General features: G+C 73.3%; 22 protein-coding genes and 3 tRNA genes. 15 read left to right on the forward strand and 10 right to left on the reverse strand.

The window, feature by feature from the left end; all coding sequences use genetic code 11:
* Window positions 1–96: 96 nt before the first annotated feature.
* Entirely contained in the window at window positions 97–501 is a 405-nt protein-coding gene (locus tag PSD17_RS16800) for a ricin B lectin (RefSeq protein WP_013672775.1), read from the reverse strand.
* Here PSD17_RS16800 and PSD17_RS16805 point away from each other — a divergent pair.
* The 3 genes from PSD17_RS16805 to PSD17_RS16815 are packed head-to-tail and all read left to right on the forward strand — an operon-like array spanning window position 494 to window position 3,107.
* Window positions 494–946 carry a hypothetical protein gene (locus PSD17_RS16805; protein WP_339123420.1) on the forward strand — a complete coding sequence of 151 codons (453 nt, stop codon included), beginning with the start codon at window positions 494–496 and terminating at the stop codon, window positions 944–946. The two genes, PSD17_RS16800 and PSD17_RS16805, sit on opposite strands and share 8 nt — an antisense overlap.
* Entirely contained in the window at window positions 943–1,563 is a 621-nt protein-coding gene (locus PSD17_RS16810; protein WP_013672774.1) for an acyl-CoA-like ligand-binding transcription factor, read from the forward strand. Before PSD17_RS16805 ends, PSD17_RS16810 begins: the two co-directional genes overlap by 4 nt.
* Window positions 1,560–3,107 carry an FAD-dependent monooxygenase gene (locus PSD17_RS16815; protein ID WP_339123422.1) on the forward strand — a complete coding sequence of 516 codons (1,548 nt, stop codon included), beginning with the start codon at window positions 1,560–1,562 and terminating at the stop codon, window positions 3,105–3,107. Before PSD17_RS16810 ends, PSD17_RS16815 begins: the two co-directional genes overlap by 4 nt.
* Window positions 3,108–3,343: 236 nt before the next feature.
* On the opposite strand, the gene PSD17_RS16820 is transcribed toward PSD17_RS16815, so the two are convergent.
* From PSD17_RS16820 to PSD17_RS16835, 4 genes are all read right to left on the reverse strand, one after another.
* Window positions 3,344–3,417, reverse strand: a tRNA-Phe gene (locus PSD17_RS16820).
* Between the two features lie 35 nt (window positions 3,418–3,452).
* Window positions 3,453–3,526, reverse strand: a tRNA-Asp gene (locus PSD17_RS16825).
* A gap of 19 nt (window positions 3,527–3,545) precedes the next feature.
* A tRNA-Glu gene (locus PSD17_RS16830) sits at window positions 3,546–3,618 on the reverse strand.
* Between the two features lie 145 nt (window positions 3,619–3,763).
* The gene (locus PSD17_RS16835; protein WP_103384076.1) at window positions 3,764–3,997 is read right to left on the reverse strand and encodes a hypothetical protein; all 234 of its coding nucleotides are present in this window, start codon (window positions 3,995–3,997) and stop codon (window positions 3,764–3,766) included.
* 294 nt (window positions 3,998–4,291) lie between these two features.
* On the opposite strand from PSD17_RS16835, the gene PSD17_RS16840 reads away from it, so the two are divergent.
* From PSD17_RS16840 to PSD17_RS16850, 3 genes are all read left to right on the forward strand, one after another.
* Entirely contained in the window at window positions 4,292–4,573 is a 282-nt protein-coding gene (locus tag PSD17_RS16840) for a metal-sensitive transcriptional regulator (RefSeq protein ID WP_013672771.1), read from the forward strand.
* Window positions 4,574–4,639: 66 nt separating this feature from the next.
* Window positions 4,640–4,861, forward strand: a complete 222-nt coding sequence (locus tag PSD17_RS16845) for a heavy-metal-associated domain-containing protein (RefSeq protein ID WP_013672770.1) — start codon at window positions 4,640–4,642, stop codon at window positions 4,859–4,861.
* A gap of 37 nt (window positions 4,862–4,898) precedes the next feature.
* Complete coding sequence (locus PSD17_RS16850) at window positions 4,899–5,360, forward strand: hypothetical protein (protein WP_103384075.1); 462 nt, start codon at window positions 4,899–4,901, stop codon at window positions 5,358–5,360.
* Between the two features lie 353 nt (window positions 5,361–5,713).
* Here the strand turns inward: PSD17_RS16850 and PSD17_RS16855 are convergent, their stop codons facing one another.
* Complete coding sequence (locus PSD17_RS16855) at window positions 5,714–7,054, reverse strand: GDSL-type esterase/lipase family protein (protein ID WP_339123425.1); 1,341 nt, start codon at window positions 7,052–7,054, stop codon at window positions 5,714–5,716.
* Window positions 7,055–7,334: 280 nt separating this feature from the next.
* Here PSD17_RS16855 and PSD17_RS16860 point away from each other — a divergent pair, with 280 nt between their 5' ends.
* From PSD17_RS16860 to PSD17_RS16875, 4 genes are all read left to right on the forward strand, one after another.
* A complete protein-coding gene (locus tag PSD17_RS16860) occupies window positions 7,335–9,224 on the forward strand; it encodes a propionyl-CoA synthetase (RefSeq protein WP_013672767.1) in 1,890 nt (629 codons plus the stop codon).
* Between the two features lie 477 nt (window positions 9,225–9,701).
* Window positions 9,702–9,896, forward strand: a complete 195-nt coding sequence (locus PSD17_RS16865) for a ferredoxin (protein WP_041759223.1) — start codon at window positions 9,702–9,704, stop codon at window positions 9,894–9,896.
* Window positions 9,897–9,974: 78 nt separating this feature from the next.
* Window positions 9,975–11,579 carry an acyl--CoA ligase family protein gene (locus tag PSD17_RS16870; protein ID WP_103383834.1) on the forward strand — a complete coding sequence of 535 codons (1,605 nt, stop codon included), beginning with the start codon at window positions 9,975–9,977 and terminating at the stop codon, window positions 11,577–11,579.
* An 82-nt stretch (window positions 11,580–11,661) separates the two neighbouring features.
* Window positions 11,662–12,849 carry an MFS transporter gene (locus tag PSD17_RS16875; protein WP_013672763.1) on the forward strand — a complete coding sequence of 396 codons (1,188 nt, stop codon included), beginning with the start codon at window positions 11,662–11,664 and terminating at the stop codon, window positions 12,847–12,849.
* Here PSD17_RS16875 and PSD17_RS16880 read toward each other — a convergent pair.
* Window positions 12,842–13,744 (reverse strand): DUF72 domain-containing protein, encoded by a 903-nt coding sequence (locus PSD17_RS16880; RefSeq protein WP_013672762.1) that lies wholly within the window; start codon window positions 13,742–13,744, stop codon window positions 12,842–12,844. The genes PSD17_RS16875 and PSD17_RS16880 overlap by 8 nt on opposite strands.
* A gap of 17 nt (window positions 13,745–13,761) precedes the next feature.
* Here PSD17_RS16880 and PSD17_RS16885 point away from each other — a divergent pair, with 17 nt between their 5' ends.
* The 4 genes from PSD17_RS16885 (at window position 13,762) to hrpA (ending at window position 20,159) form a co-directional block, all read left to right on the forward strand.
* Entirely contained in the window at window positions 13,762–14,586 is an 825-nt protein-coding gene (locus PSD17_RS16885) for a serine hydrolase domain-containing protein (protein ID WP_013672761.1), read from the forward strand.
* Window positions 14,587–14,739: 153 nt separating this feature from the next.
* Window positions 14,740–15,243, forward strand: a complete 504-nt coding sequence (locus PSD17_RS16890; protein WP_013672760.1) for a hypothetical protein — start codon at window positions 14,740–14,742, stop codon at window positions 15,241–15,243.
* 369 nt (window positions 15,244–15,612) lie between these two features.
* Window positions 15,613–15,873 (forward strand): hypothetical protein, encoded by a 261-nt coding sequence (locus PSD17_RS16895; RefSeq protein ID WP_013672759.1) that lies wholly within the window; start codon window positions 15,613–15,615, stop codon window positions 15,871–15,873.
* Between the two features lie 29 nt (window positions 15,874–15,902).
* Window positions 15,903–20,159 carry an ATP-dependent RNA helicase HrpA gene (gene hrpA / locus PSD17_RS16900; RefSeq protein WP_339123431.1) on the forward strand — a complete coding sequence of 1,419 codons (4,257 nt, stop codon included), beginning with the start codon at window positions 15,903–15,905 and terminating at the stop codon, window positions 20,157–20,159.
* Window positions 20,160–20,204: 45 nt separating this feature from the next.
* On the opposite strand, the gene PSD17_RS16905 is transcribed toward hrpA, so the two are convergent.
* The gene (locus tag PSD17_RS16905; RefSeq protein ID WP_339123433.1) at window positions 20,205–20,903 is read right to left on the reverse strand and encodes a YoaK family protein; all 699 of its coding nucleotides are present in this window, start codon (window positions 20,901–20,903) and stop codon (window positions 20,205–20,207) included.
* Window positions 20,904–20,964: 61 nt separating this feature from the next.
* On the opposite strand from PSD17_RS16905, the gene PSD17_RS16910 reads away from it, so the two are divergent.
* Window positions 20,965–22,155: an acyl-CoA dehydrogenase family protein gene (locus tag PSD17_RS16910; RefSeq protein WP_339123435.1), complete on the forward strand. Its 1,191-nt coding sequence runs from the start codon at window positions 20,965–20,967 to the stop codon at window positions 22,153–22,155.
* Here the strand turns inward: PSD17_RS16910 and PSD17_RS16915 are convergent.
* Window positions 22,148–22,525 carry a rhodanese-like domain-containing protein gene (locus PSD17_RS16915; RefSeq protein ID WP_013672755.1) on the reverse strand — a complete coding sequence of 126 codons (378 nt, stop codon included), beginning with the start codon at window positions 22,523–22,525 and terminating at the stop codon, window positions 22,148–22,150. The two genes, PSD17_RS16910 and PSD17_RS16915, sit on opposite strands and share 8 nt — an antisense overlap.
* Window positions 22,522–23,049: a cysteine dioxygenase gene (locus PSD17_RS16920; RefSeq protein ID WP_013672754.1), complete on the reverse strand. Its 528-nt coding sequence runs from the start codon at window positions 23,047–23,049 to the stop codon at window positions 22,522–22,524. Before PSD17_RS16920 ends, PSD17_RS16915 begins: the two co-directional genes overlap by 4 nt.
* Between the last annotated feature and the right edge of the window lie 116 nt (window positions 23,050–23,165).

The following is a 23,165-nucleotide window of genomic DNA, read 5'->3' on the forward strand; positions in this document are numbered from 1 at the left end:
CTCCCGAGTCCAGGATCCGCAGGCCCGATTACCTACCGAACGTTGCCTGACGAGGCACTAGACGCCCGGTGCCCGGGCGTTCGCGGACCCGGGCGTTCAGCCCGAGAAGCAGCGGCCGCCGGAGTAGAGCGGCGTGCTCGACACCGTCCGGCCCGGCGGCGGGTTCAGCTCCACCGTGACGCGGCCCTCAGGTGTCAGCTGGTGCTGACAGGCCGTGACGCTGCTGTCGTTCCCGTTGGGCATGAAGAGGTCGAGGTGCGGGACGCGTCCGTCGCCCCATTCGGCGATGCACGACTCGCAGTCGTCCTCCATCACGAAGTACTTCTGCACCGTGGGGACGTAGACGAGCGTGCCGACGGCGATCTCCCGCGGGTCGCTCGCCAGGGTCAGCGGATCGGCGTAGGTGCCGGTGCCGCCTGCCTGCGAGTGCCGCGCGTTGGGGTGCGCGATCGCGCGGCTGCCGGGCGGGTCGTTGTCGTAGGCGGAGTAATACGTGATCACGGTGCTGAACGGACGGCCCGCCGGTCCGGCCGCCGGTGCCGTCGTCGTGCGGGGCCGGGCGGCGGCAGGTGCCGACGTCGCGGCGCTCGTCCGTGGCGCCGACGTCCTCGGGGCAGAGGTCGGGGCGGAGGTCGGAGCGGAGGTCGTGGTGGGGGCCGGCGCCGTGGTGGGTGCCGTCGTCACCGACGGTCCCGGGACCGCAGGCAACGGCAGCTCCTCGACCGCGCAGGCCGAGGCCGCGACCAGGCTGCAGGCGAGCACGACGACCCGCGCGGCCCGCAGGCCCACGCGGAGGCGTCGACGTCCGTTTTCTCCCATCACCGCGCTCGATCCAACCAGGTGCCCATCGAGGGCTGTCACCCGATGGGGTCACGGTCACGCTGAAAGTTGCCTAAGAGGCAATTTTGCCGATCAGGCAACGATGTGCGTACGGTTCGTCGTGTGAGCGGGCTGCGGGAGCGGAAGAAGAGTGCGACGCGGGTTGCGCTGAGCTGGGCCGCGGTCCGGCTCGTCGTCGAGCGGGGGTACGACGCCGTCCGCGTCGAGGACATCGCCGCCGCAGCCGATGTCTCGGTCCGCACGTTCCGAAACTACTTCCCGACGAAGGCCGATGCGATCGCGTTCCGCCACCGTGAGCGCATCGAGCAGCTGGCCGACGCGTTGCGCGCGCGACCCGTCGACGAGCCGCTGTGGGACGCCGTCCGGTCCGCCGTGCAGGAGCGGTTCGCGCTCGGCGTCGAGACCGACGGCGCGCCGCCCGACCGACAGTGGATCGACGGTGTCCGGGTGATGGTCGAGGAGCCCGCACTGGCCGGCGCGCTGCAGAAGGCCGTCGCCGGAGCGCAGACGGCGCTCGCCGAGGCCGTCGCCGCACGGACGGGCACCGACCCGCGGCGCGACCTCTACCCCACTCTCGTCGCCGCCGCCGTGGGCGCGGTCGTCTCGTCGGCGTCCGAGCTGTGGTTGCGCGCGGACCCGCCCGTCCCCTTCGCACCGCTGCTGCAGGAGGGCTTCGACCGGCTCACCGCCGGACTACCACCGACCTCGGGGAGCACATCATGATCGACGTCGTCATCGCGGGCGCGGGCCCGAACGGGCTCATGCTCGCCTGCGAGCTCGTCCTCGCGGGCGCGCGGCCGCTCGTCGTGGAACAGCTGCGCGAGCCCGCGACCGAACCGAAGGCCAACGGCCTGGTCGGGCAGGTCGTACGGCTCGTCGACCGGCGTGGGCTGCACGCCGCGCTGGCCGGGACCGACGAGCCGCCACGGCCGGCTCCCGGATTCGTCTTCGGAGCCCTGCCGCTCGATCTCTCGCGTCTCGACGACCATCCCCTGCATCTGCTGCCGGTGCCGCAGCGCCGGCTCGAGCAGGTCCTGCGCTCGCGCGCCGTCGAACTCGGCATCGAGGTCAGGTGGGGTGTGGCCGTCACCGGATACACCGAGACCGCCGACGGCGTACGGGTCGACCTCTCGCCCGGATCAGGAGCGGTCGAGGCCCGTTTCCTCGTCGGCGCCCACGGCGGGCACAGCACGGTCCGGCGCCTCGCCGGCATCGGTTTCCCCGGAGTGACGAACGACGACTCCGTCTCACGCTCGGTGCACGCCGAGGTGCCGGCCGGCTGGGTGCACGAACCGACCGGCTCCCTCGACGTCCCCGGCTTCGGCCGGGTGCCGGGGTTCCGGCACCTGCGCACCGAACGCGGTCTCGTCGTGTTCGCCCGGCTGCCCGGCAGGCCGCCGGCACTGACGACGGTCGAGTGGCCCGCCGCCGACGAGCCCGTGCCCGACGGCCCGCTGACCCTCGCCGAGATGGCGGCGAGCCTGCGCCGCGTGCTGGGCGCCGACGTCCCGCTGACCGCGCCGACCGGCGACGGCCCGTTCCTGCTGCGCCGGCTGGTCGGGCAGAACTCCCGCATCGCCGAGCGGTACCGCGCCGGACGGGTCTTCCTCGTCGGCGACGCCGCCCACGTGCACTGGGGGATCGGCGGCCCGGGCCTCAATCTCGGGCTGCAGGATGCGGTCAATCTCGGCTGGAAGCTGGCCGCAGCCGTCAACGGGTGGGCACCCGCCGGCCTGCTCGACAGCTACGAGGTCGAACGGATGCCCGCCAGCAGGCGCGTCGTGATGTCGACGCAGGCCCAGCCCGCGCTCGTCACCCCCGGACCCGAGGTCACCGCGCTGCGCGAGTGGACGGCCGAACTGCTCGCCGACGCGGCGAACGCGCGGCGCGTCGCCGAGATGATGGCCGGTGCCGACGTCCGCTACCCGACGCGCAGCGACCACGAGCTCGCCGGCGGCTTCGCGCCCGACCTCATGGTCGACGGGGTCCGGCTCGCCGAGCTGTGCCGCACCGCCAGACCGCTGCTGGTCGACGGCACGGGCACGCTCGCTGCGGTCGCCGAACCGTGGTCGGACCGTGTCGACGTCGTCGCGGGCCGGCTCGACCTCACCGGGACGACGGCCCTGCTGGTACGACCCGACTCCTACGTGGCGTGGGCGTCGTCGGACCCGGCACCGGCCGCGTCGTCTCTGGTCGACGCGCTCGTCGACACCTTCGGGGCGCCGTCGCGGGCAGGCGTCGGCGCGACCGGCGGCCGACCGGGCTGATGCGCGGTAGCTCGGCCGATCCGAACGCCGGCTCCGGCGGCCCCGGTCGTCTCGTCGAGCCCGCCATGCGCCTCCCCGACCCGACGACGCCGCGGGCAGCGCCTCTCCTACGCGCTCCACCAGGGCGACGCCCTCGACCTCGTCCGCGCGGCGACGAATGCAACCACGCCGGGAAGGAGTCGGGTCCGCGACGAACGCGTGACCGAAGCCGCACAGGGCGACGCGGGGAGAAAGTGTGGCCAGGGGCGGGGTCGAACCGCCGACCTTCCGCTTTTCAGGCGGACGCTCGTACCAACTGAGCTACCTGGCCTGGCCGCCGGCAAAGCCGGGAACCGGAGAGTGAAGCGACCCAGACGGGACTCGAACCCGCGACCTTCGCCGTGACAGGGCGACGCGCTAACCAACTGCGCCACTGGGCCTTACGTACTGCGACTACCGTACCCCCAACGGGATTCGAACCCGCGCTGCCGCCTTGAAAGGGCGGAGTCCTAGGCCGCTAGACGATGGGGGCTGGACTCCGCTGGCGGCGTCCTGACCTCCAACGGCTGTCCGTTGGGAGCGACGAAAGCATATGACAGCCCCCCACGCCCCTTTTCACCCACCCCCCTCCAGCCCGTTCGGGCTGCTCAGGAGCCGTACGGGGGGCCGGCGGGCCGTCAGCGGCTGACCGGCGGCGGCTGGTCCGGATTGGACGAGATCAGGCCGAGCATGTCGAGCAGCAGCCGGAGGTCCTCGGGGTCCTCCGAGTTCTCGGCGACGACGAGTCTTGCCTTCTGGACCTGGTCGTCGGAGACGCGGTAGGCGTCGGCGGCGGTGCGCGGGCCGGGGATCGCTCCCGACGCACCCTGCCTGACGTCCCCGAACTCCCGTCGAGCACTACCGATGGTCATCGACGTCTCCCCGTTCCGTCGCGCCTGGTCCCGGCGCTGCGCGGCGGGCGCACGTGCACCCGCCCCCGCCTCCGCCGGGCACACCGGCAGGACCGGGCCGGGAACGCCCCCCGTATCGGCACCTGGCGACCACCCCCGTGGCCGTGACCAAGACGTTACCGATGGCGGGCTGCCGACGCATGCCGCTGCCCGGGTGAGGGAGACGATCGACGGTGCGTCACGGGCCACACCGGCTCGGCGGCGGGCGCGTACCCCCACCCCGTATGCTCGGAACGGAGCAGCCGGGAGGTCGCCATGCCCTCGTACACCGACAACCGCGAGGCCCACCTGCGACGACTGCGTCGCGTGGAGGGCCAGGTCCGCGGCCTGCAGCGGATGGTCGCCGAGGACACCTACTGCATCGACGTGCTGACCCAGGTGTCCGCCGCCACCAGGGCGCTGCAGTCGTTCGCGCTCGAGCTGCTCACCGAGCACATGTCGGGATGCCTGGTCGATGCGGCCCGGGCCGGCGACGAGGAGGGCGAGGCGAAGGTCCAGGAGGCCGCCGCCGCGATCGCCCGGCTCGTCCGGTCCTGACGCACGGACACCCATCCGGTCGCGGCGGCGACGGCATTCGGAAAGATCCAGGAAGAGCGAGGACCAATGAGCATCGAGACCCCGTTCCGCACCGACGTCATCGTCTCCGGGATGACCTGCGGGCACTGCACGGCGTCGGTCCGCGAGGAGGTCGGTGAGCTGGCCGGTGTGCGCGACGTCGAGGTCGACCTGTCCACCGGCCTGGTCACCATCAGCAGCGACCGCGAGCTGCCGCTCGACGAGATCCGCGGCGCGGTCACCGAGGCGGGCTACACGCTCGCGGACTGACCCCCCGGCCGGGGCGGGCCGGACCTAGGCTGCGCGCATGGCCGCCGACGGTGTTCCTGACGACGGGTCCCGCCCCGCGCGGCCACGCCACCGCGTCCCGCCCGGGACGACCCGCGCGAACGACCGGACAGCCGACCGCACGGCCCTGCGGGCCGGTCGGAGCCGCGCCTCCGGCGGACGTCCCCCGCGGTCGGGCGACGCCCTGCCCGCGCACGATCCCGAGCTCGACTCCTACCTCGCGGCGCTCGCCCCGGACACCGACGGCCCGCTGGAGTCGACGGGACGCTTCGGCACCGCGCAGGTCTTCCAGCTGAGGCTGCCACCGCTGAGGGTCGAGCAGCTGCGGCGGGTGGCGGAGGAACGCGGCGTCTCCCCGGGCTCGCTCGCACTCGACTGGGTGATCGAGCGCCTGGACCGCGAGGACATGCCGACGGGCCCGCTCGAGCGGGTCCGCGACGAGCCGGCCCGGCGTCCCCGGTTCCGCCGCCGCAAGCCCTGACGACCGTCGCCCACCGGTCGCAACCCCACCGCTGCAGATCGCCCCCGTCGACGACCATGAGGTTGCGCCCGACACCCGACGCGCAACCTGAGCGCTCCCGACCGGCTCGCCGACGACCCGCAGGTTGCGCCCGACACCCGACGCGCAACCTGAGCGCTCCCGTCCGGCTCGCCGACGACCCTCAGGTTGCGCCCGACACCCGACGCGCAACCTGAGCGCTCCCGATCAGCTCGCCGACGACCGTCAGGTTGCGCTCGGCCGGCACGGTGCGGGCGGGACCGGGCGAGGGGCAGAGGGCTCGGCGAGGGGCAGAGGGCTCGGCGAGGGGCGGAGGCTCGGGGAAAGCAGAGGGCTCAGCGGCCGCCCGAGACCACGACCGAGGACGCGGCGTCGCCGGCCAGGCAGGGGCTTCCCGCCAGGGCGTCGGTCCGCACGGCGCCGGCGAGGGCGCGGTACCCGGCGGCGGACAGGTGCAGACCGTCTCCGGAGTCGTAGGCGGGGGCGAGCCGATCGGGCCGGGCGGGGTCGGCGACGGCGGCGGCGAAGTCGAAGACGCCGTCGGAGTGCGCGGGGCCCTGGCCGAGCACCCAGGCGTTGACGGCGGTACGCGTCGCCTGCCCGGCCGCCGTCCCGCGCGGGCCGGTGCGGGAGGGCGTGATCGTCGTCAGGAAGACGCGGAGGCCGGCCGCCCGGGCCTGGTCGGCGAAGCGGACGAGCCCGGCCTCGATCTGGTCGGCGGCGCGGCCCTCGGCGATGTCGTTGGTACCGATGTGCAGCACGACGTCGGTGACCCCCGCCGCGGCGGCGACGTCGAACCGGAAGCGGGTCGCGGGCGAGTCGCCGACGCCGAACGCGTCGGCGAGCAACTGGTTGCCCGAGATGCCGGCGTTGAGCACGGACATCTGCGCGGCGCCGCCCTCGGTGGCGAGCCGGGCGGACAGAGCGTCGGACCAGCGGTCGTTCTCGTCGGGGTCGCTGCCGAGGCCGTCGGTGATCGAGTCCCCGACCAGCACGACGGCGTGCTCGGCGCGGGGCACGAGCACGTCGAGACCCGTCACGACGAACCAGGCGGTCACGGGCGTGCCGAACGCGGCGCCGGACGTCGAGTCGACGTGGTTGCCGGGGGCGCTGACCCACGAGGTCTGCAGTGCCAGCGGATGGGTGGCCACCCGATCGGGCTCCTGCGGGAGGAAGACGCTGACCGAGACGGGCAGGCCCGCCTGCGCGACGAACGGCACCGGATCGCTGACGATCTCCGCCCCAGCAGGGATCGTCACCTCGGCGCGTCCGTCGAACAGGACCGGCCGCGGGGCGCCACCACGCGTTCCCGCGCCCGTTCCCGTCGTGGCCGCGGACGCCGCGGCCACCACGAGCGGGACCTGCCCGTAGCGGTTGGACAACCGGACCCGGATCTCCGAGCCGGTCGACTGCGGGCGCAGCACCATGCGAAGCGTGCGGCCACCGAAGCGGCCACCGGCGGCAGCGGCCTCCGGGCCCGGCTGCGGGCTGGTCTGCCAGGCCGTGACCCAGGCGGGGCCGCAGGCCGGGTCGCCGGCCGGAACCTGCCCGGCCTCGGCCGAGGCCGTCCCACGCACGGTCCCGGCGACGACGACCCCTGCCACGACGGTGACGAGCACGGCGATCGCGGCGACGACGCGTCTGCGGGCCGTGAGGTCCCGAACCCTCGCACCCAACGTCGTCTCCTCGTCGCCCACGTCCCGCGAGTGCGGGACGTCCTGCCGGCCTATCGCCGTGCCCGGACCCGTCGTGACCCCTCGACCGTCACCCCTTCGAGTGCTGTGCGAACCGTTACGAGTCCAGCAACGAGAGATCCCTCGGTGGAGTGAGTGATCCGTTCGAGTGATGACCCTCAGTGATGGCTCTCCTGATCCGACGATCAGGCAGAGGCGGCCTCGGAGCGGTCGCGCGACTAGGGTCTGCACGGAACTGCGAGTGAGTCGAGGAGGACCGCCGGTGGGCGCTTACGACGACATCTTCCGGGCCAGCGTCGAGGACCCCGAGCGGTTCTGGCTCGACGCGGCGGCGGCGCTGGACTGGCACACGGCGCCGACGACGGCACTCGACTCGTCCAACCCGCCCTTCTACCGGTGGTTCCCCGACGGCGAGCTCAACGTCGCGTACAACGCGCTGGACCGCCACGTCGACGCGGGCCGGGGCGACCAGGCCGCGCTGATCTACGACTCGCCCGTCACGCAGTCGCAGCGGAGCTACACCTACGCCGAGCTGCGCGACGAGGTCGCGCGCTTCGCCGGGGTCCTCGCCGGGCTGGGCGTGGGCGTCGGCGACCGCGTCGTCATCTACATGCCGATGGTCCCCGAGGCCGCCGTCGCGATGCTGGCGTGCGCCCGGATCGGCGCCGTGCACTCGGTCGTCTTCGGCGGGTTCGCGCCCAAGGAGCTGGCCGTCCGCATCGACGACGCCACCCCGAAGGTCGTCGTGTCCGCGTCGTGCGGCATCGAGGGCAAGCGGGTCATCGAGTACAAGCCGCTGCTGGACAAGGCCATCGAGCTGGCCGCGCACAAGCCCGACAGGCAGGTGATCCTGCAGCGCCCGCAGGCCGCCGCGGCGATGGGCGACGCGGACGTCGACTGGGTCGAGGCGATGGCAGGTGCCACCCCCGCCGATCCGGTGCCGGTCAAGGCGACCGATCCGCTCTACATCCTCTACACCTCGGGCACGACCGGGAAGCCGAAGGGCGTCGTGCGCGACGGCGGCGGCTACGCGGTCGCGCTGGCCTGGTCGATGCCCAACGTCTACGACGTCGGCGCCGGCGAGACGATCTTCACCGCGTCCGACGTCGGCTGGGTCGTCGGGCACTCCTACATCGTCTACGCGCCGCTGCTGGCCGGGGCCACGACGATCCTCTACGAGGGCAAGCCCGTCGGCACCCCCGACGCCGGCCAGTTCTGGCGGGTCGTCGCCGACCACGGGGTGAAGAGCCTGTTCACCGCCCCGACGGCGTTCCGGGCGATCAAGAAGGAGGACCCGAAGGCCGAGCACCTGCGCGACCACGACGTCTCCAGCCTGAAGTACCTCTTCCTCGCCGGCGAGCGTCTCGACCCCGAGACCTACCACTGGGCGTCGGACACCCTCGGCATCCCCGTGATCGACCACTGGTGGCAGACGGAAACGGGGTGGCCGATCGTCGCCAACCCGGCGGGCATCGAGCTGCTGCCGATCAAGCCCGGCTCGCCGACCCGCCCGCTGCCCGGCTGGGACGTGCAGGTCCTCGACATCGCAGGCAAGCCAGTCGAGGCCGGCACGGACGGCGCCATCGTGGTCAAGCTGCCGATGCCGCCGGGCGCGCTGCCGACGCTGTGGAACGACGACGAGCGCTTCGTCCGCTCGTACATGGCCGCGTTCGACGGCTACTACCTCACCGGCGACGGCGGCAACATCGACGAGGACGGCTACGTCTACGTCATGGGCCGCACCGACGACGTCATCAACGTCGCGGGCCACCGGCTGTCCACGGGCTCGATGGAGGAGGTCCTCGCGAGCCACCCCGACGTCGCCGAGTGCGCGGTCATCGGCGTGGCCGACTCGATGAAGGGTCAGATCCCGCGCGGGTTCGTCGTACTCAAGGCGGGTGTCGACGGCGCCGCCGAGGGCTACGAGGACACCCTGCGCGCCGAGCTGGTGCAGCTGGTGCGCGACCAGATCGGGGCGGTCGCCTCGCTCAAGGACGTCGCCGTCGTCGCGGCGCTGCCCAAGACCCGCTCGGGAAAGATCCTGCGCAAGACGATGCGCGGCATCGCGGACGGCAACGACGAGCCGGTCCCCAGCACCATCGAGAGCGCCGAGGTGCTCGACGCGCTGCGACCGATCCTCCGCAAGGACTAACGGAGAATGCGCCGGACGCCGCCGAGTTGCTCGGCGTCCGGCGCAATTCTCCGGATCCGGTAACGGCGCACCGGGCCGACACGGATGGGCAGGCACGGTCCCGGGCCCCCACGGGATCGCGTCCGTCCACCGGAAGGCTGTACCCCGATGCCCGCGCCCGCGCTCCCCCGTGCCGCGGCCCTCGCCGGACTGCTCGGTGTCGTCCTCACCCTGACGATCGCCGGCGCCGCCGAGGGCAGGTCCACGCCGTCGTGCGCCCGGTCCGGCTGTCCCCACGCCGGTTCCGTCTCCGCGCCCACACCCGCCACGCCCACGCCGCACACTCCCGAGCGGTCCGGTCCGGCTGCACCCGCCGCGCCCGCCCCGTGAGCAGGCGGCCGGTCGCGAGCCGCGCGGGACGCCGCACAGGGCAGGCGTGCCTGCTGTGAGGCTGACCTCAGTCCCGCGGCCGTCGTGGCAGGGCGCACGATGTCGGTCATGAAGGTCGTCGTGGACTTTGATCTGTGCGAGAGCAACGCCGTCTGCATGGGCATCGCGCCCGAGGTCTTCGAGGTACGGGAGGACGACTTCCTCTACATCCTCGACGAGCACCCCGCCGAGGAGCTGCGCCCCAAGGTCGAGGAGGCCGTGCGGAGCTGCCCGAAGGCGGCCATCCGCATCGAGGAGGACTGAGGCCGGGCCCGGCCTTGCCGGGCGGCGCGACGCGGGTCAGGATCGCGACGGATCGCACGTCGTGACTGGAGGCCGTCGATGACCGTCGGACACACCGAACTGACCCCGTTGGCGTTCCTGCGCCGCTCGTCGGAGGTCTACCCGGAGAAGACGGCGATCGTCGCCGGCGAGCGCAGGTACACCTACGCGCAGTTCGCCGCGGAGACGACGCGGGTGGCGCACGCGTTGCGCGGCTCGGGCGTGCAGGCCGGCGACCGGGTCGCCTACCTGCTGCCCAACGTGCCGGAGATGCTCGTCGCGCACTTCGCCGTGCCGCTCGCGGGTGCCGTCCTCGTCGCGATCAACACCCGGTTGTCGACCGAGGAGGTCCGCTACATCCTCGACCACTCCGGGTCGAAGGTGCTGGTCGTCGACGCGGCGCTGTACCCGGTGGTCGCCCCCCTCGTGGGAGAGCTGGCGACGGTCGAGGAGATCATCACCGTCGTCGACCCGGCGAGCCCCGGCGACGGCATCGGCAGTGGCACCACCTACGGCGACCTGCTCGCCCGTGGCTCCGACGACCCCCTGCCCTGGGAGGTCGACGACGAGAACCGGGCGATCTCGATCAACTACACCTCGGGGACGACGGGCCGCCCCAAGGGCGTGCAGTACACCCACCGCGGCGCGTACCTGAACTCGTTCGGCGAGGTCGTGCACTCCGCGCACACGCCCGACACCGTCTACCTGTGGACGCTGCCGATGTTCCACTGCAACGGCTGGTGCACCCCGTGGGCGGTCACCGGGATCGGCGGCACCCACGTCTGCCTGCGCGAGGTCCGGGGTGATGTCATCTGGAAGCTGATCGGCGAGCACGGCGTCACGCACCTCAACGGCGCGCCCACCGTCGTCACCACGATCATGAACGCGGCCGAGGCGGTGAAGCTCGACTACCAGCTGGTGATCACCACCGCGGGCGCCCCGCCGTCGCCGACGACGATCCTGCAGATGGAGCGGATGGGCTTCCGCATCGTCCACGTCTACGGGCTCACCGAGACCTACGGCCCGTACTCGGTCAACCAGTACCAGCGCGCGTGGGACGAGCTCGACGCCGAGGAGCGCGCGGCCCTGCAGGCCCGCCAGGGCGTCGGCATGATCCAGACGGACGCGCTGCGCGTCGTGGACGAGCACATGGTCGACGTGCCGCGCGACGGCGCGACGATGGGCGAGATCGTCATGCGCGGCAACAACGTCATGGCCGGCTACTACGACGACCCGGAGGGCACCGAGAAGGCGTTCGCAGGCGGCTGGTTCCACTCCGGCGACCTGGGCGTCGTGCATCCCGACGGCTACGTCGAGCTGCGGGACCGGGCGAAGGACGTCGTCATCTCCGGCGGCGAGAACATCTCGACGGTCGAGGTCGAGCAGGCCGTCGTGTCGCACCCGGCGGTGCTGGAGGCGGCCGTCGTCGGCGTGCCCGACGAGCAGTGGGGCGAGCGACCGAAGGCGTTCGTCGTGCTGAAGGGCGGGCAGCAGACCACGCCGGACGAGGTCATCGAGCACGTGAAGTCGAAGATCGCGCGCTACAAGGCGCCCCGCGACGTCGAGATCGTCGACGAGCTGCCCAAGACCTCGACGGGCAAGGTGCAGAAGTTCGAGCTGCGCGAGAAGGAGTGGGCCGGGCACGGGAGCCGGATCAAGGGCTGACCGGTCGGTCGGCATCCGGGCGTCCGCGGATGCACCACACATCGGGGACAAACGCCGCCCGATCCGGTTAGCGTTGCTCAGCGTGGGTGGGGAACTGGGCGCGCGCCGGGCGGTCGTCGGAGCCGTCGCGGTCTCGACGGCGTCGGTGCTGCCCGTCTTCCTGACCGGTGCGCTGGCCGTCCAGATCTCCGGTGAGCTGGGCTTCGACCCGGCGGGCCTCGGCCTCGTCGTCGCGCTCTACTTCGGGGCGAGCGCGGTGGCGTCGCTGCCGGTCGGCTGGCTGGTGGAGCGGTTCGGCCCGACGGCGACGAGCCGCATCGCCGTCGTCGGCGCCGCGACGCTGATGCTCGCGGTCGGGTTCGGCGCCCGGTCCTACGGCCTGCTGGTGGCCCTGCTGCTGTGCAGCTGCTGGTGCAATGTCATGGGGCAGCTGTCGTCGAACCTGACGCTGGCCCGGTTCGTGCCGGAGCGGCGGCTCGGCCTGTCCTTTGGGTTCAAACAGTCGTCCGTCCCGGCCGCGACGCTGCTCTCCGGCCTCGCCGTGCCCGCGATCGCGCTGACGCTCGGCTGGCGCTGGGCGTTCGTCATGGGCGCCGGGCTGGCGCTGCTCGCCCTGCCGCTGACGCCGCGGAGCCGGGAGCCCTACGTCCGCACGAAGGTCGATCCGGCCGACCGCGCGACCGGCGCGCTCGCCGTCATCGGCGCGGGCGCCGGGCTGGGCGCGGCAGCGGCGGGCGCGCTGGGGGTGTTCCTGGTGGCCTCGGCCGTCGACCAGGGCGTGGACCCGGGCCTCGCCGGCCTGGTGCTCACCATGGGTAGCGTCGTCGGGCTCGTGCTTCGGCTGCTGCACGGCTGGCTCGCCGACCGTCGGACGGGCGGGCACATCGCCGTCGTCGCGGCCAGCATGGCGCTGGGCGCGATCGGGCTCGGACTGCTGGCGGTCCCGGGGCCGGTGCCGCTGGTGCTCGGCACGGTACTGGCGTTCGGGCTCGGCTGGGCGTGGCCCGGGCTGCTGCAGTTCGCCGTCGTCCGGCTCAACCCGGCCGCACCCGCGGCGGCGACGTCGGTCGTGCAGGTCGGCGTCTACGCGGGGGCGTTCCTCGGCCCCGTCGTCTTCGGGTTCCTCGCGACGCACAGCGGTTTCGGGGCGGCCTGGGCCGTCGGCGCGGGGACGATGGTCGTCGCGGCGGCGGCGATGATCCTCGGCCGGCGGATGCTGGTGGCGCACCGGGTGAGCCGGGAGGCGCGGCTCGCGGCCGCCGTCAGTTGAGCCTCGCCGCCAGGGCGATCGCGTCCCGCGGGGCGTGCACCTTCATGTCGTTGTCGAAGTAGACGTACACGTCGCGGCCGGGCACCGGTGCCATCGGCGGCGCCACCGTGAACTCCCCCGTCGGCGACTCCCCTGCCGCCCACCGCCGGATCCGTGCCGCCCACGAGTCCAGCGCGGCGTCGGAGTACCCGCTCGCGTACAGCTCGACGTCGCCGTGCAGCCGGACGTAGGCGAACCCGGCGGTCATGTCCTCCAGATGCGGCCACGTCCCCGCCGTGTCGGCGACGACGAGCGCGACGTCGAGCTCCCGCAACAGCGCGACGACGGCCGGGTCGGCGAAGCTCGGGTGCCGCACCTCCAGCGCGTGCCGGACGGGCCGGTCGGCGTCGGTGCTGGTCAGGGCGCGGCCGTCGAGCCGCTCGTCGTGCTTCTCGGCGAGCGCCGCCGCCTCGGCGGTGCTCCGCGGCAGGCACCGCAGGAACGTCTCGACGCGCTCGCGGTCCCACCGCATCCGCGGCGGCAGCTGCCACAGGACCGGCCCGAGCTTCGGGCCCAATGCGAGCAGGCCCGACGCGAAGAAGTTCGCGAGCACGACCTCGGGGTCGCGCAGCTGCTTCATGTGCGTCACGAACCGTGGGCCCTTGACCGAGAACACGAAGTCGTCGGGGGTCTGCGCGGCCCACAGCCGGTAGCTCTCCGGACGCTGCAGCGAGTAGAACGAGCCGTTGATCTCGATGCTCGACACCGCCCGCGACAGGTACTCCAGCTCCCGGCGCTGGGCGAGACCCTCGGGATAGAAGACGCCGCGCCACGGCGGGTAGCGCCAGCCCGACGTCCCGATCCGGATCCCGGTCACGGCGACGGAGTATCCCCGCGCGGCGCCGGACGCGGCCACCGGGAGAGGATGGCCGGGTGGCGGATCTGCGGAAATCGGTCGGTGCGGTGCTCGACTGGCCCGTCGGGCACGCCGCGGCGGCGGTCGTCGCGGCCGACGGCTCGACGCTCGCGACGGCGGGCGAGACCGGCCGGTCGTTCCGGCTCGCGTCGGTGACCAAGCTCCTCACCGCCTACGCGACGCTCGTCGCCGTCGAGGAGGGCGCCGTCGAGTGGGACCAGCCGGCCGGCCCAGAGGGCTCGACGGTCCGGCACCTCGCCGCGCACGCGTCGGGGCTGGCGTTCGACTCCGACGCCGTCCAGGCGGCACCCGGGGCCCGACGCATCTACTCCAACACCGGCTTCGCCGTCCTCGCCGAGACGATCACGGCGGCGAGCGGCATCCCGTTCGCCGACTACCTGCACGAGGCGGTCTGTGTGCCGCTGGGCCTCGGTGGCACCCGGTTGGAGGGGCATCCCGGGTCCGGGGCCGTCTCCACCGTCGACGACCTCGCCCGGTTCGCCGCCGAGCTCCAGGCACCGACGCTCGTCGCGGGATCGACGTTCGCCTCCGCGACCGAGGTCGCGTTCCCGGGTCTCGACGGCGTCCTGCCCGGCTACGGCCGGCAGAAGCCCAACGACTGGGGGCTCGGGTTCGAGATCCGCGGGCGGAAGTCGCCGCACTGGACGGGCACGGGCAGCTCGCCCGCGACGTTCGGGCACTTCGGGCAGTCGGGCACGTTCCTGTGGGTCGACCGGGACGCCGGCGCGGCGTGCGTCGTGCTGACCGACCGCGACTTCGGCCCGTGGGCCGTCGAGGCGTGGACGCCCTACACCGACGGGGTGCTCTCGGCACTGGACTGATCTGCGCGCGCCGGCCGACCCCGCTGCAGCGTCGGGCGCGGTCTCGCTAGATTCCCGACGGGCGCTCCACGACGACGGCGCGCGTCCGTCGCCCGCGGCCCCGACACGACCTCGGCACGACCTCGTCCACCCCGATCACGGAAGGCTGACGCCGTGCCCCGATTCGTCCTCCCGCTGCTGATCCTCGGCGACGTCGCGATCTGCGTGGTGCTCTACCTGGCCATCGGCTGGCCGGGGCTGCTCGTCGCCATCCCGTTATTGATCATGACGATCGTCGTGACGGTGGTGCTGCAGGGCAGCCGGATGCTGCGCGAGGCCGCGGCGGCCCGCCTGCAGGGGCGCTACCGGGTGGCCGGTGAGGAAGAGGACCCCGGCTGGTCCGGGTCCGGCCCCGCCGACTGGGACGACGCCTTCGACACGTTCGCGCCGGGGCGCCCGACGTGGGACCACTCCGGGCAGCCCCACCACGACCCGCACCACCCGGCCGGATCCCCGTGGCCGCCGTCCTCGTCCGACCACCACGGCCATTCGCACTCCCACGGGTACTCGCACTCGCACGATCCCGGCTCGTGGTCGTCGTCGGACTCCGGGTCGAGCTGGTCGGACTCCGGGTCGAGCTCGTCGGACTCCGGGTCGTCGAGCTCGTCCTCCGACTGACCCCGGACCGACCGACCCCGGATCGGGCTGCCGCCCGGGAATGAACGCGCGGACCGTCGTGTTGACCAGGCTGTCCGAGCCGGGCGAGCCGAGTCCCCGGGCCTCGAAAACAACCGCCGCCACGGAATACCGTCAGGCTGGAGCCGTGGTGCGCCACTCGCCGCGAGGCGACCGGCGTCCGGTTCGGACACCCTCCCCCACCGGGAACAATCCGGCGGGCAGGAGGGTTGTAGGAAGCGTCCGGATCGGGTGACACCGTGTCCCCGGGTCCCACATGAGAACCGCCGCCGAGAGCGGCCTGCGCGCCGAGAGGCGACCGGCACCCGGTTCGGACGTCCCACACCTCCCGACGTACGTGAGAAGGACGGCATGAAGGGCGACCGGGTAGAGATCGTCATCGACGCGGGGAGCGGCACCACCCGCACCTACGACGTCGTGGCGACGCGTGCCGGACGCCGGGTCGAGACCGTCCACGGCCGGGGCGTCGTCGAGGTCAGCGAGGTCACACGCGGCGGCACCACCGTCCGCACGGCCCGCTTCCTGGCCAACCGCGTGCTGGCACTCGTCGAGCACCCGGCCGCCGACGTGCCCGTCGCCGAGGAGATCACACCCGCCCTCCGCTCGGCCTGACCCGCACGACCAGGCACACTTTTCCCACGATGTCCTCCACCCGAGCCACCGACGCGCGCCGCGAGCGTCCCGCCGGTGACCCCCACGGTCCCGCCGTCCCTCCGGACACCGAGTCCGGCCCCCCAGGGGACGGCCGCCCGACCCGCGCCCGGCGTCCGCGCCGCCGCGGGTCCCGGGGCCGGAGCGCACCCTCCGGGGGCAACGCGCCCGGCCCCGCCGACACACCCTCCGGCGACCCCGCCCGGGGCGCCGCACCGACGGCGTCCCCCGCGCAGGGGCGCAACCGGTCCGCCCGTACGGGCGAGCCGACCGCGCCGCCGCTCCCCGACGAGGTCCTCGCCGATCTCGAGGACCGCATCCGGGCCCTCCCGCCCGACGACTCGCACCGCCTCGGCCGCAGGCTGGCCGGCGCCCGCCGCTCCGGGAACGGGACGGCGCAGGAGGCCGTCGCGCACTCGGTCGCGACCGCCGAGCACCGCCTCGAACGCCGACGCGCCGCCGTGCCGCGGATCGTCTACCCCGAGGCGCTGCCGGTCAGCGCCCGGCGCGACGACATCGCCGCCGCCATCCGCGACCACCAGGTCGTGATCGTCGCCGGCGAGACCGGCTCCGGGAAGACCACGCAGCTCCCCAAGATCTGCCTCGAGCTGGGCCGCGGCGTCACCGGGATGATCGGTCACACCCAGCCGCGGCGGCTGGCCGCGCGCACCGTCGCCGCCCGCATCGCCGAGGAGCTGGGCACCGAGCTGGGCGACGTCGTCGGCTGGAAGGTGCGGTTCACCGACCAGGTCGGCGACCGCACGATGGTCAAGCTCATGACCGACGGCATCCTGCTCGCCGAGCTGGCGGGCGACCGCATGCTGCGCCGCTACGACACGCTGATCATCGACGAGGCGCACGAGCGCAGCCTCAACATCGACTTCATCCTCGGCTACCTCACACGGCTGCTCCCGCAGCGTCCGGACCTCAAGGTCATCATCACGTCGGCGACGATCGACCCGGAGCGCTTCGCCCGGCACTTCGCCGCCGACGGCGAGCCGGCCCCGATCGTCGAGGTCTCCGGCCGCTCCTATCCGGTCGAGATCCGCTACCGGCCCGTCGTCGACCCCGACGACCCGGACGCCGATCCCGACCGCGAGGAGCTCGACGCGATCGGCGACGCCGTCGCCGAGCTGCAGCGCGAGGGCCCCGGCGACATCCTCGTCTTCCTGCCCGGCGAACGCGAGATCCGCGACACCGAGCAGGCGCTGGCCGCGCTCTCCTTGCGCAACACCGAGATCCTGCCGCTCTACGCCCGCCTCACGACGGCCGAGCAGCACCGCGTCTTCGCCCCGCACCCGGGCAACCGGATCGTGCTCGCCACCAACGTCGCCGAGACGTCGCTGACGGTCCCCGGCATCAGGTACGTGATCGACACGGGCACGGCCCGCATCTCGCGGTACTCGCGGCGGCTCAAGGTGCAGCGGCTGCCGATCGAGAAGGTGTCGCAGGCCTCGGCCAACCAGCGCGCAGGCCGTTGCGGCCGCACGTCCGACGGCATCTGCATCCGGCTGTACTCCGAGGACGACTTCGACGCGCGCCCCGAGTTCACCGACCCGGAGATCCTGCGCACCAACCTCGCGTCCGTGGTGCTGCAGATGATCGCACTCGACCTGGGCGAGATCGCCGACTTCCCCTTCGTCGAGCCCCCCGACCCGCGCTCGGTCGCCGACGGTCTGGCGCTGCTGCACGAGCTCGGCGCCCTCGAACCCGGCCGGCGGTCCCTGACGTCGATCGGGCAGTCGTTGTCCCGCTTGCCCGTCGACCCACGGCTGGGCCGGATGCTCGTCGAGGCGCACCGCGCGGGCTGTCTGCGCGAGGTACTCGTCATCGCCGCCGCACTGTCGGTGCAGGACCCGCGTGAGCGGCCCACCGAGCAGCGCCAGGCCGCCGATGCCGCGCACGCCCGCTTCGCCGCCGACGGCTCCGACTTCCTCGCGTTCCTGCGGTTGTGGGACTACCTCGCCGAGCAGCGGGAGGCCTTGTCGGGCAATCGGTTCCGTCGTCGGCTGCGCGAGGAGTTCCTGCACTACCTGCGGGTGCGCGAATGGTGGGACCTGCACGGCCAGCTGCGCCAGGCCGCACGCTCGGCCGGGATGGCGCCGACGGAGGGCGACGACGACTGGCCCGCCGCGGCCGACCGCATCCACACCGCCGTGCTCTCCGGGCTGCTCTCCCAGGTCGGCATGCTCGACCCCGTCGACGAGAAGGCCGGCAACGAGAAGGCCGGCAACGAGAAGGCCGGCAACGGGCGGGACCGCCGCGCGCAGCGGGAGTACCTCGGCGCGCGCGGGGCCAAGTTCGCGATCTGGCCCGGATCGGCGTTGGCGCGCAAGAACCCGCGCTGGGTGATGGCCGCCGAGCTCGTCGAGACCTCGCGGCTGTGGGCGCGGACCGTCGCCCCCATCAAGCCCGAGTGGATCGAGCCGCTCGCCGGACATCTCGTCAAGAAGACGCATTCCGAGCCGCACTGGTCGCGCAAGCGCGGCTCGGCCGTCGCGACCGAACGGGTGACCCTGCACGGCATCCCCGTCGTCGCGAACCGGACCGTCGACCTCGGCCGCATCGACCCCGAGCTCGCGCGCGACCTGTTCATCCGGCACGCGCTCGTCGAGGGCGACTGGGAGACGCGGCACCGGTTCTTCCGCGCCAACCGCGAGCTGCTCGACGACGCCGAGGACCTCGAGCACCGCGCCCGCCGCCGCGACCTCGTCGTCGACGAGGAGGTGCTCGTCGCGTTCTACGACGCGAGGGTCCCGTCCAAGGTCGTGTCGGGCAGGCACTTCGACGCGTGGTGGAAGCGCGAGTCGCGCCGCGACCCGCACCTGCTCGACTTCACCCCCGAGTTCCTGGCGACGTCGACCGCCGCCGAGGTCGACCGTGCCGCCTACCCGGACCACGTCGAGGCGGGCGGGCTCACCCTGCCGCTCTCCTACGCCTTCGAGCCGGGGCGCCACGACGACGGCGTGACCGTCGACGTGCCCGTCGCCGCCCTCCAGCAGATCGACCCGACGCCGTTCACCTGGCAGGTGCCGGGGCTGCGCGAGGAGCTCGTGACCGCGCTCATCAAGACACTGCCGCGCACCCTGCGTCGCCAGTTCGCGCCGGCGCCCGACCACGCCCGCGCCGTGCTGGCCCGACTGCAGGTCGGCGACGAGCCCCTGCTCGACGGGCTGGAACGCGAGCTGGGTCGCATGCGCGGCATCACGATCCCGCGCGACGCCTGGGAGCTCGACCGCCTCCCCGACCACCTCACCGTCACTTTCCGGGTGATCGACGAGAACGGCGCCGAGCTGGCCCGGGGTACCGACCTCGACGCGCTGCGCGACCGATTGGCCCCCAAGGTCCGCGAGGAGATCGCCGCCGCGGGCGCCGGCGTCGAACGGACCGGACTGACGACGTGGTCGATCGGCGACCTGCCTCGCGAGCTGGCGATCCGCCGGGGGCGCAACGTCGTCACCGGGTATCCGGGGCTCGTCGACCGCGGCGCGAGCGTCGACGTCCGGGTCTTCGCGACCGTCGCCGAGCGCGACGCCGCGCACCGCCGCGGGCTGCGCCGGCTGCTGCTGTCGGAGACCCCGTCACCGGTGCGGCAGGTGACCCGCGAGCTCGACAACGCCGCCAGGCTCACGCTGTCGCGCAACCCCCACGGCAGCGTCCCCGCGCTGCTCGACGACTGCGTCACCGCCGCCGCCGACCACCTGGTCGCCCGCGCCGGCGGACCCGTCTTCGACGAGGCCGGGTACGACCGGCTCCGGACCATCCTGCGGGCCCATCTGGCCGGGACGACGGTCAAGACCCTCGACGCGGTCCGCGTCGTGCTCGACCACTGGCACCGGGTGCAGGCGATGCTCGCCGACATGACCGCGCCGCCGCTCGCGGCGGGGGTGGCCGACGTCCGCGCCCAGCTGGCCGAGCTCACCGGGCCGGGGTTCGTCACGGCCGCGGGGCCCACCCGGCTGGCCGACGTGGCCCGCTATGTCCAGGGCATCGCGGTGCGGCTGGAGAAGCTGCGCGTCGACCCCGCCCGCGACGCCGCCTGGACCGCCGAGGTCCGGGTGGTCGCCGACGAGTACGACGCCGACCTCGCCGGCCTCCCCGCGGGCACCGACCCGCCGCCCGAGCTGCAGGAGGTGCGCTGGATGATCGAGGAGCTGCGCATCTCGCTCTACGCACACCCCATGCGGACGCGCCGTCCCGTCTCGATCAAGCGCATCCAGCGCGCCCTCGACGACGTCCCCGCCTGATCCCGGCCCGGCCGTCCGCTGGGCTCGACGGGGGATCGACCCGGGTCACGCCTGCCAGGGTGCCTCCTCGCGGGCGGAGACCGCGGCCGCCACGCACACGGCGAGCAGCAGGACCAGGACGACGGCCAGCGCGAGGCGCACGGTCGCGTGCAGGACCAGCAGCGCCCCGACGGTGGCGCCGAGGAACATCGTCGCCATCACCACCAGCCGGCGCAGCCCGGACTCGGCGAACTTGTCGAGGTCGGCGGTGATGCCGATGAGCGTCATCGTCAGCAGCGTCGTCATCATGTCGGGGACGGCCATCCGACGGGCGGTGACGTTCTGCACCGCCATGGCGATCGCCGCGATCCCGACGACGATCGTCCCGGCGACGGGGCCGTCCTCGCGCAGGTGCACGAAGAGCGAGATGACCAGGCACACGCCGATGAGCAGGCTCTCCACGGCGACCGCGTTGCGCAGCAGGAGCGGCCGGCTCCGGCCCCACCGGTCGACCAGTCGGCCCGCGAGCACGGCCCCGACGACGAAGCCGGCCAGGGCGCAGGCCGAGTTGCGCAGCGAGAAGCCGGGGGCCCCGGCGATGGCGAACCCGATGAAGACGACGTTGCCGGTCATGTTCGCGACGAACACCCGGCCGAGGGCGAGGATGCTGATCGCGTCGATCAGGCCGGAGACGAACGTCAGGACGAGCAGCATGGCGGGCAACGGCCCATGACGCTCGTCCGCGAGGAAGTTGGGCCGGTCCACTGTGGCAGTGAACCAGCGGCATCACCGCGCGGACAGCCCCGCACTGTGCGAGCCTTTCCGGATGGCCGAGTACGCGCACCTGGGCGAGGCGCTGGGGACCGACTTCTTCTCGGTGCGCGAGCAGTTCACCGCCGAGCAGTGGGACCGCTTCGCGACGACCCGCACGTTCGTCGACACGGAGGTGCTGCCCGGGGTCGGGGACCTCTGGGAGCGCGCGGAGCTGCCGTGGAAGCTGATCCGCAGGCTGCCCGAGCTGGGGATCGTCGGGGAGGACATCCAGGGGTACGGGGCCGCGGGCATGAGCCCGACGGCGTGCGGGCTCGTCCACATGGAGCTGCACCGCGGCGACGGGTCGCTCGGGACGTTCCTCGGCGTGCACGCGGGCCTGGCGATGCAGGCGATCGCGATGTGCGGGTCGGCGGAGCAGCGGGAGCGCTGGCTGCCGTCGATGTCCACGATGGACAGGATCGGGGCCTTCGCGCTGACCGAGCCCGACCACGGATCGGACTCCGTCGCGCTGGAGACCTCCGCGCGCCGCGACGGCGACCACTGGGTGCTCGACGGCCGCAAGCGCTGGATCGGCAACGCCACGATCGCGGACGTGGTCGTCGTCTGGGCCCGGGACACCGACTCCGGCGAGGTGCAGGGCTTCGTCGTCGAGACGCCCACCGAGGGATTCGCCGCCACGGCGATCACCGGGAAGCTCTCGCTGCGGTCGATCCAGCAGGCCGACATCACGCTCACCGGTGTGCGGGTGCCGGACGAGAACCGGCTCGTCGAGGCGCGCACCTTCGCCGACTGCGCCCGCGTCCTGGCCAACACCCGGGGGATCTGCGCCTGGATGGCGCTCGGCCACGCGACCGCGGGATACGACGCCGCCCTGCGCTACGCGATGGAGCGCACCCAGTTCGGCAAACCGCTCGCGTCGTTCCAGATCGTCCAGCAGCGGCTGGTGCACATGCTCGCCGACCTCACCGGGATGCAGCTGTACTGCATGCAGATCGGCCGGCTCGCCGACGCGGGACGGCTCTCGCCGACGGTCGCGGGCCTGGCCAAGATGAACAACACCCGGGCGGCCAGGCGCATCCTCTCGGAGGCGCGCGACCTGCTGGGCGGCAACGGGATTCTCCTGGAGCACCATGTGGCCCGGCACTGGGCCGACATCGAGGCCGTGCACACCTTCGAGGGGACCGAGACGATCCAGACGCTGATCGTCGGCCGGGACGTCACCGGGATCGGCGCGTTCAGCTGACGGGCAGCCCCGCGGCCTTCCACGCCTGGAAGCCGCCGTCGAGATCGGTGGCGTTGTGCAGGCCGAGGTCCTGCAGCGATGCCGCGGCGAGGCTGGAGGAGTAGCCCTCCGAGCAGAAGACGATCCACGTCACGTCGTGATCGGTGGCCTCGGGGATGCGGGCGTCGGACGCCGGGTCGAGGCGCCACTCGATGTGGTTGCGCTCGATGACGAGAGCGCCCGGGATCGCGCCCTCGGCGTCACGCTGCCACTGCGGGCGGGTGTCGACGAGGATCGCCCCCCGCTCGCGCAGGTCGGCGGCCTCCCGCGGTCCGACGCGGCGCAGCCGCGCCCGGGCGTCGGCGAGCACGTCGTCGATCGTGCGGGTCATCCCACCCCCTGGGTCGAACCGGGCTCGGTCAGCTCGGAGCGGGTGCGCCGCAGCCGCCCGCCCGTCACGTCGTAGTACGACATGGCCGTCAGGGGCGGAGAGTACGCGTGGACGCTGACGGCGGCGTCGGCCGAAGGGTTGGACACCTCGTGGACGTGCCCGAGCCCGAAGCCGACCGACCGCCCGGCGTGCAGGGTGCGGGAGCGCAGACCGCCGGTCGACGCGGCCCAGAACTCCTCGGTCAGCCGCCCGGAGACGACGGTGAGCGCACCGAGCGACCCGGCGTGGTCGTGCAGCTCGGCAGCCTGCTCGGTCGCCCAGCTGATCAGCCACACGTCGACGAAGTCGTCGCCGTGCAGCCGCCGGTACCAGCGGCGCAGCGGGTCGATCTGCACCTCGTGCAGCCCGGCGCGCACCTCGGAGGCGACGCGGCGGGTCAGCGCGGTGAGGTCGGCGAGCTCGTACCCGGCAGGGCCCGGGAGTGCGCGGGCGGGCAGGGCGGGGCCGGGGGCGTGCAGCAACACGGTCGTGCTCCAGTGCGGGAGGTCGAACGGGGGGCCGGGATCAGATCCGGCGCCGACAGCACTGGTCGAACGAGTCCGCGCGGCGGTCGCCCCAGATGGGGCCGAGGAACGCCGCG

It is taken from the genome of Pseudonocardia sp. D17 (assembly GCF_036984265.1).
Classification (GTDB): Bacteria; Actinomycetota; Actinomycetes; order Mycobacteriales; family Pseudonocardiaceae; genus Pseudonocardia; species Pseudonocardia benzenivorans.